Below are 8,463 nucleotides of genomic sequence, written 5' to 3' on the forward strand. Positions count from 1 at the left end.
GACGCCCCAGTCGGCGAGCACCCGGGCAATGAGCCGGTAGGTGCCGCCATAGGCGTCCGCCGGGATGATGACGTGGTCTCCGGGCCGGCAGACAGTTCGCAGCAGGGCGTCTGTCGCCGCCATGCCGGAGGAGAAAGCGAGGCCGACCGTCCCGCGTTCCAGTGCGGCGAGGCAGGTCTCCAGCGCGGTACGGGTCGGATTCGCCGAACGACTGTACTCGTAACCGCTCCGAAGCCCACCCACGCCATCCTGGGCGAACGTCGAGGACTGGTGGATCGGCGTCACCACCGCTCCCGTGATGGGATCGGGCTCCTGGCCGGCATGGATCGCGATGGTCTCGAATCCCTCAGTGGGCTGCTCCATAGGCATGGCGCCACGCTAGGGCCTCCTCGATGATCGGTGCCGATCTAGCGGACGGCCAGGAAACTCAGCAGGTCGGCACGGGTAAGGATGCCGACGGGATTACCCTCGTCGTGTACCAGCACCGCGGGTTCGTCCCCGAGCACCGCGACGATCCGGGCCAGTGGCTCGCCGGTACCCACCATCGGAAGCGACGGCGACAGATGATCGACGACCGGATCGTCGATGGCGGACCGGTCGGCGAAGACCGCCGCGAGCAGATGCCGCTCGATGACGGAACCCGCGACCTCCGCCGCCCGCAGGGGCGGTTCGTGCCGCACCACCGGCATCTGCGACACGTTGTACTCGCGCAGGTAGGAGATGGCGGCACCGACTGTCTCGGCCGGGTGGACATGCACCAGATCGGGGGGACCACTGGTCTGTTCGGTCTTGTTCCGCAGGACGTCCGAGACGGTCGGCTCGTTCGACGGTGGCTCCAGAAAGCCGTACTCGTACATCCATTCGTCGTTGAAGATCTTCGACAGGTATCCGCGGCCGGAGTCCGGAAGCAGGACCACGACGGCGTCGTCCGGGCCGAGCTCGCGAGCGACCCGGAGGGCGACGACCACCGCGAGTCCGCCTGACCCGCCCACCAGCAGCCCGCATTTCCTGGCCAGCTCGCGCGTCATCAGGAACGAGTCGCGGTCGCTGACCGCCTCCACCCGGTCGACGACCGTCTTGTCGTAGGTCGTCGGCCAGATGTCCTCCCCGACGCCTTCGACGAGGTAGGGTCGGCCGCTGCCACCGGAGTAGACCGAACCCTCCGGATCCGCGCCCACGATCTGCACGGTTCCGCCGGACGCCTCCTTGAGATAACGGCCGACTCCACTGATCGTCCCGCCGGTCCCGATGCCGGCGACGAAGTGGGTGACGCGACCGTTCGTGGCCTGCCAGATCTCCGGCCCGGTCGTAGCGTGGTGCGCAGCGGGATTGTTCGGGTTGGAATACTGATCCGGGCTCCAACCACCGGGAGTCTCGCGGACGAGCCGGCGGGCCACCGAGTAGTAGGAGCGGGGGTCGTCGGGTGCCACTGCTGTCGGGCAGATGACGACCTCGGCGCCGTAGGCGCGCAGGATGGCCCGTTTCTCTTCGCTGATCTTGTCAGGCATGGTGAACACGCAGCGATAGCCCCGCCGGGCCGCCACCAGGGCCAGACCGACACCGGTGTTTCCGCTGGTAGGTTCGATGATGGTCCCACCAGGCGGAAGCAGCCCGGCCTCCTCGGCGGCGGAGACCATGGTCAGCGCCACCCGGTCTTTCACCGATCCACCGGGATTGAGGTACTCCAGCTTTGCCAGCACCGGCGCCGGCGTCGTCTCGATCGTCGGTGTGATCCGGACCAGCGGTGTGTTTCCGACGAGATCGATCACGTGGTCGAATGCCTGCATATCGGTCATCCGCGCATCATTTCCGCTCTCGAGAGAGGTAACCGGGGCAACACCTCGTGTCCACGGCAGGCGGGAGCCGGTTGAGCTGCCCGAACCGGATCACCTCCTGGATACCGACGACCGTGGCCGGGACGCTGCCTGTGCCCGGCGGCGGCGTACGTCACCTGCGTTCGTGCGGACGCGACATGCCGGCATGGACTGCTGCCACGACAGTAGCGAGCCGGGCCGGAACGTGCCGGGCCGCGTGGCATCCACTCTGTTTGCGATGGCATCCCGGGGGCAGATCGTCGTGGTGTACCTGACGGTGCGTCATCGCGAGTTCCGATGACCGTGCCCGGACGACCGTGCCCGGACGACCTGGACCCGATTGGTACGATAAAGTTCAGTGCTGATCGACGAGTGGCGTCAGGAGTGGCGTCGATGTTCCCGGCAGGCTTGCCATCGGCGTTCACCACGATCCCGGTGTCGGAGATCCCGGTGTCGGATCGGGAGAGAGAGCGGGTCAGCTCATGCGCCTCGTGCTCAACGTCATCTGGTTGGTATTCGGTGGTTTCTGGCTCGCCATCGGTTACGCCCTCGCGGCGCTCGTGTGCTTCATTCTCATCGTCACGATCCCCTTCGGGATCGCCGCTCTGCGGATGGCGAACTTCGCACTGTGGCCGTTCGGACGGCGCATTGTCGACCGACCCGGCGCTGGCGGGGCGTCTCTGATCGGAAACGTGCTGTGGATCCTTCTGGCCGGCTGGTGGTTGGCGCTGGGACATCTCACCACCGGCCTGGCACTCTGCCTCACCATCATTGGTATCCCGCTCGGCCTGGCGAACTTCAAACTAATCCCGGTCTCGCTGCTGCCCCTGGGTAAGGAGATCGTGGACGTCGACGCCCCCGCCGTCGGAGCTCGCGCGGCATTCTGAGCCGCTGCGGCAGGTCGAGCGTGCTCGGACCGTGCCGCGCCGTCGCGCGAACAGTAACGCCGGCTGCATGATCACAACGGCATGATCGACTAGGGCGTCCCGCTCTACCGGTAGCGTCGCCAGCATCGCATACGTGCTTATACCGGTCTCATATCAAGCGTCGCTCGCAGATCGGAGCATTCCGCAGGCGGCAGCAGGCCTACAATGGTGTAGTAGATTCGATGGTGTGGAATGTGCGCGCAGGCCAGGGTGAGGCGGAAACCCCTGGGGATCCCGAGGAGGTAGGTGAACTCATCGTGGACATCTGGGATGACCTTGCGCAGCGTAACAACGCTCACCTGCGGGAACTATTCCTGACCGGTGACCTGGTAGCCGGTGACCTGGTAGCGGAAGGCCCACAAAACGCGATCTTGGGTTCGTGGTGGCGCAGCCAGGTACTGAACGTGAGCCCGGACCGGTGCTCCCCCGTCTATGATCCGGATCTTGACCTGGATACGCGCCTGGTCCGCGCGGCCGACCCGGTGCTCGACCGACTGGCATCCACGATCGCCGGGACCTGGGTGTGCGTGTGTCTCACCGACGACCGGGCAAGAATACTGGCGCACCGGGTCGGTGAGGCATCCTTCGGCCTACACCCTGGGTTCTGCGTCGCCGAGCACCTGGTCGGCACCAGCGCCGTAGCCCTCGCACTCGTGGAAAGGCGCCCCGCCCGGGTCTCGGGCGCCGAGCACTTCGCTGACCTCTACCAGCCGGACGCGTGCATATCCGTTCCCGTCCGCGACCCCCTCAGCGGGCGCATCGAGGGCGTGTTCAGCCTCATCTGCAGGCTCGCCGAGGCGAATCCGTCGGCGGAAGCCATGGTGGGGGAGGCTGGCCGCGCCATCGAACATCGGCTGCTGGAACAGGCGAGCGAGCGGGAACGGGCCTTGCTCCTGGCGTACCGGCAGGCCAAACACCGGATGCGGATACCGGCTGGCGGCGCACAGTTTCCGCTCGATCTCAAGGCCGGGTCCGGCATCGAGATCGAGCGTGATATTCGGCTGGTTTTGCAGGAGAAGGCCGCTGAACTGATCGCAGCGGGCCGCCCGACCGTCAGCGAGGTATCCCTGCCGCACGGTCAGACCGCCACGCTGGTGTGCAGGAAGGTACAGACGCATTCCGCGGTGGCCGGACTGGCCGTCGAGGTCGCCTTTCCCTTCGGGCCGCCCCGTCGCCTTATGACCAGCGCCGCGGCCGTGGCAGGGCACCTCAACAGCCAGCCGCAGGGGGCCGACGCCGGTGCCCCGTCGGCGCCGGGGCTTTTCCTGCCGTATGGCGCGCCCAGGCCGATGCCGCGCCCGCCGGCCAGTGCACTCGACGCCACCCGCCCGGCCAGTACCCCCCCGGCCAGCCGGCAGCCCGCCATCGGCGCGTCGCTGCTGGCCATCGGGGAACAGGGAATCGGCCGTCTCGCGGTGGCGGCACGGCGACGCCTCACCCTGCTGTACGAGGCCAGTATGCACATCGGGACCACCCTCGACGTGACCCGGACCGCCGAGGAACTGGCCCAGGCAGCCGTGCCCGAACTCGCCGACGTCGTCACGGTGGACCTGGCGGAGTCTGTCCTGCGGGGCGAGGACTCGCTGCATCCGACCGCACTGCTGCGTCCGAACGCACTGCTGCGCCGCGCCGCCCTGCACGGCATCCAGGAAGGCCTCGCCCTCTACCCGGTCGGTCACCAGATCAGCTTCCTGCCCTCCACGCCGCAGGCCCGGTGCCTGGCCAGCGGGCGGGCGGTGCTTGATGCCGACCTGCACGCCGCTCCCGGCTGGCAGGCCCAGGACCCCGAACGCGTCGAGCGACTCCTCGCGCAGGGGATCCACTCGCTCATCACCGTTCCCCTGTCCACCCGCGACGTAATGTTCGGGGTGGCCAGTTTCTACCGCTCCCGGCAACCAGAGCCCTACGAGGACGACGACTTGGCCCTGGCCGAGGAGTTGGCCGCCCGCGCGGCGCTGTGCCTGGACAACGCCCACCGCTACACCCGCGAACGACAGCTGCACCACCAGGCCCTGCACGATCCGCTGACCGACCTGGCGAACCGCACGCTGTTGACGGCCCGACTGCAACGCGGACTTGCCCGGCGCCTCCACGACAATACGCAGGACAATACGCAGCTTGCACTACTGTTCTGCGACCTCGACGACTTCAAGAGCGTCAACGACAGATTCGGGCACGCGGCCGGCGACGACCTGCTTCGCGTAACCGCGGATCGGCTGACGAGTTGCGCCCGTACCACCGACACGGTTGCCCGCATCAGCGGCGACGAGTTCGCGGTCCTACTGGAAGGTGGCTGCGTCGACCCCGAGTCCATCGGGCGGCGGATCCTGGAAACACTCCGCGTACCCTTGGTACTCGCCGGAACGGTTCATACAATCCAGGCCAGCATTGGGCTGGTCGTTGTCGACCCCGGCACTCAGGCCACTGCGGAAAGCGTGCTGAAACAGGCGGACTCCGCCATGTATGCCGCAAAACGGCGGGGTAAGGGCACCCTGGTGGTGTACCGGCCGGAGCTGTGCCCCGCCAGCGCCGAGGATGCCCTGCGCACCAGCCTCACCCACGCCGTACGCGGCGAGGATGGCGGCGCTACCCTCGACGTCAGCTATCAGCCGATCATCGAGCTCCACACCGGTCGGACCGTCGGTGTCGAGGCGGCGCTTCGGTGGGACGACCCGTCCTCCCGACCCGCTCCCCACCACCGTCTCATCCCCACCGCCCAGCAGACCGGGCTGGCCCCCGCACTGGAGCACATCCTGCTCGACCGGGCCTGCCGTGACCTCGGCCGCTACCGAAGCACGGGCCATCCGGAGGTGGCCCTCCACATCCCCGTCTCGATCATCGATGCCGCTGACGCCTGGTTCACGACCGAGGTGGTCAGTGCCCTGACCGTCCACCACCTGCCACCCGATGCTCTCGTGCTCCGCGTCGTCGGCGCGACGCACCACACCGATCAGGCCGCCCTGCGGGCGCTGCGCGGACTGGCCGCACGAGGCATCAGGCTCGCGATCATCTGTCCCAGCGCCGAGGACCTCTCGTTCGATCCCCTTCTGCCACTCCCCGTCCAGATCATCGTGCTCGACGCCACCGCCACCCGGCAGCTGACCGAATCGCTGACCGACGGCCGCACCCCCGGGGAAGAAGAAAACGACGGCACGTTGCGCACGGCGTTCCTCGCCACCATCCGCGGGCTGGGCATCTCACTGCTGGGCACCGGCATCACCGACGCGAAGCAGGCCGCCACCCTCGCGCACAGCGGCTGCGACCTCGGCCAGGGCAACCTCTTCGGCGGACCCGCACCGCTCGCCGACATCCCCGGCAGGTATCCGGCATGAGGTAGCTGCCATGTCTCCAGTGCGTGGCACTGGCCCCCAACTCTCCAGTGCGTGGCACTGAAAATGCCTTGACCTGATGTTGGGTTGACGTCGTAGGGTCGCAACACGTTTGCAATGTGGTTACCCACCGTTGTCGCGATCTACCGGTTCGACCACCAGCCGCCACCGAGAGGACCGTATGCTGATCCGACTTCTGCGGGCTCACCTCGGCCCCTACGGCCGGCCGATCTCGATACTGGTCCTTCTGCAGCTGGTGGCGACGATCGCCATGCTCTACCTCCCCACCCTCAACGCTGACATCATTGATCGTGGAGTGGTCATCGGCGACACCGGCTACATCATGCGTATCGGTGGACTCATGCTCGGTGTCAGCGTCGTGCAGATCGTCTGCGCCGGCGCCGCCGTCTTCTTCGGAGCCCGGACGGCGATGGCGCTCGGTCGGGATATCCGGGCGTCGGTGTTCGACCGGGTCCAGTCGTTCTCAGCGCGGGAGGTCGGCCGCTTCGGTGCGTCCTCACTGATCACCCGGGCCATGAACGACGTGCAGCAGGTGCAGATGCTGATGTTGATGAGCTTCACGCTCATGGTCTCCGCGCCGATCATGTGCCTGGGCGGCATCATCCTGGCGGTCAATCAGGACGCCGGGCTCTCGCTCCTGCTCGTCGCGATCACTCCGGTCCTCGCGGTGATCATCAGCTTGATCGTGCGACGGATGCGGCCGCTGGGCCGGGCGATGCAGGAGCGCCTGGACACCGTCAATCGGATCCTGCGGGAGCAGATCACCGGACTCCGGGTGATCCGCGCTTTTGTCCAGGACGATTATGAGCGGCGCCGGTTCGCGGTGGCTGACGCCGAACTGACCGACGTCTCGTTGCGGTTCGGTCGACTCATGGCGTTGATGTTCCCGCTCGTGCTCACCGTGGTCAACTTCTCGAGCGTGGCCGTGCTGTGGTTCGGTGCTCACCGTATCGACGCCGGCCAGATGCAGATCGGCGCGCTGACGGCCTTCCTCAGCTACCTGATGCAGATCCTGATGTCGGTGATGATGGCCACCTTCATGTTTATGATGATTCCCCGCGCCGAGGTGTGCGCGGAGCGCATCCAGGAGGTGCTCGAGACCGACTCCACGGTCCTGCCACCGCAGAACCCGGTGCGGGAGTTGCGCCGCCACGGTGACCTGGAACTGCGGGGCGTTGGGTTCCACTACCCGGGAGCGGAGGCGCCGGTCCTGCGCGGAATCAGCCTGTGCGCCCGGCCGGGTCAGACCACAGCCATCATTGGCAGCACCGGTAGCGGCAAGACGACGCTGCTCGGTCTGGTCCCGCGGCTGGCCGACGCCACCGAGGGTGCCGTCCTCGTCGACGGCGTCGACGTCCGCGATCTCGACCCGGCGCTGCTCGCCCGGACCGTCGGCCTGGTTCCACAGAAGCCGTATCTGTTCTCCGGCACCGTCGCGACCAATCTGCGTTACGGAAATCCGGACGCCACCGAAGACGAACTGTGGCGCGCGCTGGAGATTGCGCAGGCGAAGGACTTCGTCGAAGCCATGCCGGACGGTCTCGGCACCGCGATCGCCCAGGGTGGCACGAACGTCTCCGGCGGCCAGTGCCAACGGCTCTCCATCGCCCGCGTGCTCGTTCACCGCCCGGAGATCTACCTGTTCGACGACTCCTTCTCAGCCCTCGACTACGCCACCGACGCCCGTCTGCGCAGGGCGCTCGCCCACGAGACCTCCGCCGCGACCGTGGTGATCGTTGCTCAGCGGGTCGCCACCATCCGGGATGCGGATCAGATCATCGTGCTGGACCACGGTGAGGTGGTCGGCGTCGGCACCCACCAGCAGTTGATGGCCGACAACACCACGTACCGCGAGATTGTGCTCTCCCAGCTCACCGAGGAAGAGGCGGCATGAGCAGCCCGGTACCGGTACCGGTACCGCGCCGCGGCCCGGCCCCGACGGCCGGGCCCGCTCGGTTCTTCATAGGCCCGGGCGCGACGGAGAAGTCGATGGACTTCGCCGCCTCGAGCCGCCGACTGCTCGGACTGCTGCGACCGCAGCGTCACCTGATGATCGCCGTCGTGGTCCTGGCGACGTTGAGTGTCGGTCTGAGCGTGATCGGTCCTCGCCTGCTCGGCCACGCCACCGACCTGGTGTTCGCGGGGATCTTCAGTCGGCGGCTGCCCGCTGGCAGCACGAAGGAGCAGGCGGTCGCGCAGCTGCGTGCCACCGGCCACGGCACCCAGGCGGACCTGCTCGCCTCGCTCGACGTGACCCCCGGTCATGGCCTGGACTTCGATGCTATCGGTGTCGTGCTGCTGGGGGTCGTGCTCGTCTACGCGGTGTCCGGGCTGTGCGGTGTGCTCCAGGCCCGGCTGGCGAACCTGGCCCTG

Annotated in this window: 5 protein-coding genes and 1 pseudogene; 4 read left to right on the top strand and 2 right to left on the bottom strand. The window is 67.5% G+C overall.

What is annotated here, in order from left to right:
• On the bottom strand, window positions 1–369 hold a 369-nt coding region (locus ACY45C_RS05690), incomplete at its 3' end, for a PLP-dependent transferase (RefSeq protein ID WP_462186601.1).
• Window positions 370–407: 38 nt separating this feature from the next.
• Window positions 408–1,787, bottom strand: a complete 1,380-nt coding sequence (locus ACY45C_RS05695; RefSeq protein WP_462186622.1) for a cystathionine beta-synthase — start codon at window positions 1,785–1,787, stop codon at window positions 408–410.
• 509 nt (window positions 1,788–2,296) lie between these two features.
• Between ACY45C_RS05695 and ACY45C_RS05700 the strand changes: the two genes are divergently transcribed.
• The 4 genes and pseudogenes from ACY45C_RS05700 to ACY45C_RS05715 form a co-directional block, all read left to right on the top strand.
• The gene (locus tag ACY45C_RS05700) at window positions 2,297–2,701 is read left to right on the top strand and encodes a YccF domain-containing protein (RefSeq protein ID WP_462186602.1); all 405 of its coding nucleotides are present in this window, start codon (window positions 2,297–2,299) and stop codon (window positions 2,699–2,701) included.
• 233 nt (window positions 2,702–2,934) lie between these two features.
• Complete coding sequence (locus ACY45C_RS05705; RefSeq protein WP_462186603.1) at window positions 2,935–6,072, top strand: putative bifunctional diguanylate cyclase/phosphodiesterase; 3,138 nt, start codon at window positions 2,935–2,937, stop codon at window positions 6,070–6,072.
• Window positions 6,073–6,250: 178 nt separating this feature from the next.
• Entirely contained in the window at window positions 6,251–7,984 is a 1,734-nt protein-coding gene (locus ACY45C_RS05710; RefSeq protein WP_462186604.1) for an ABC transporter ATP-binding protein, read from the top strand.
• Window positions 7,981–8,463: pseudogene (locus tag ACY45C_RS05715) on the top strand (ABC transporter ATP-binding protein); the annotation flags it as partial. The gene ACY45C_RS05710 and the pseudogene ACY45C_RS05715, both read left to right, overlap by 4 nt.

The sequence above is a fragment of the Frankia sp. CcWB2 genome, from assembly GCF_977927585.1.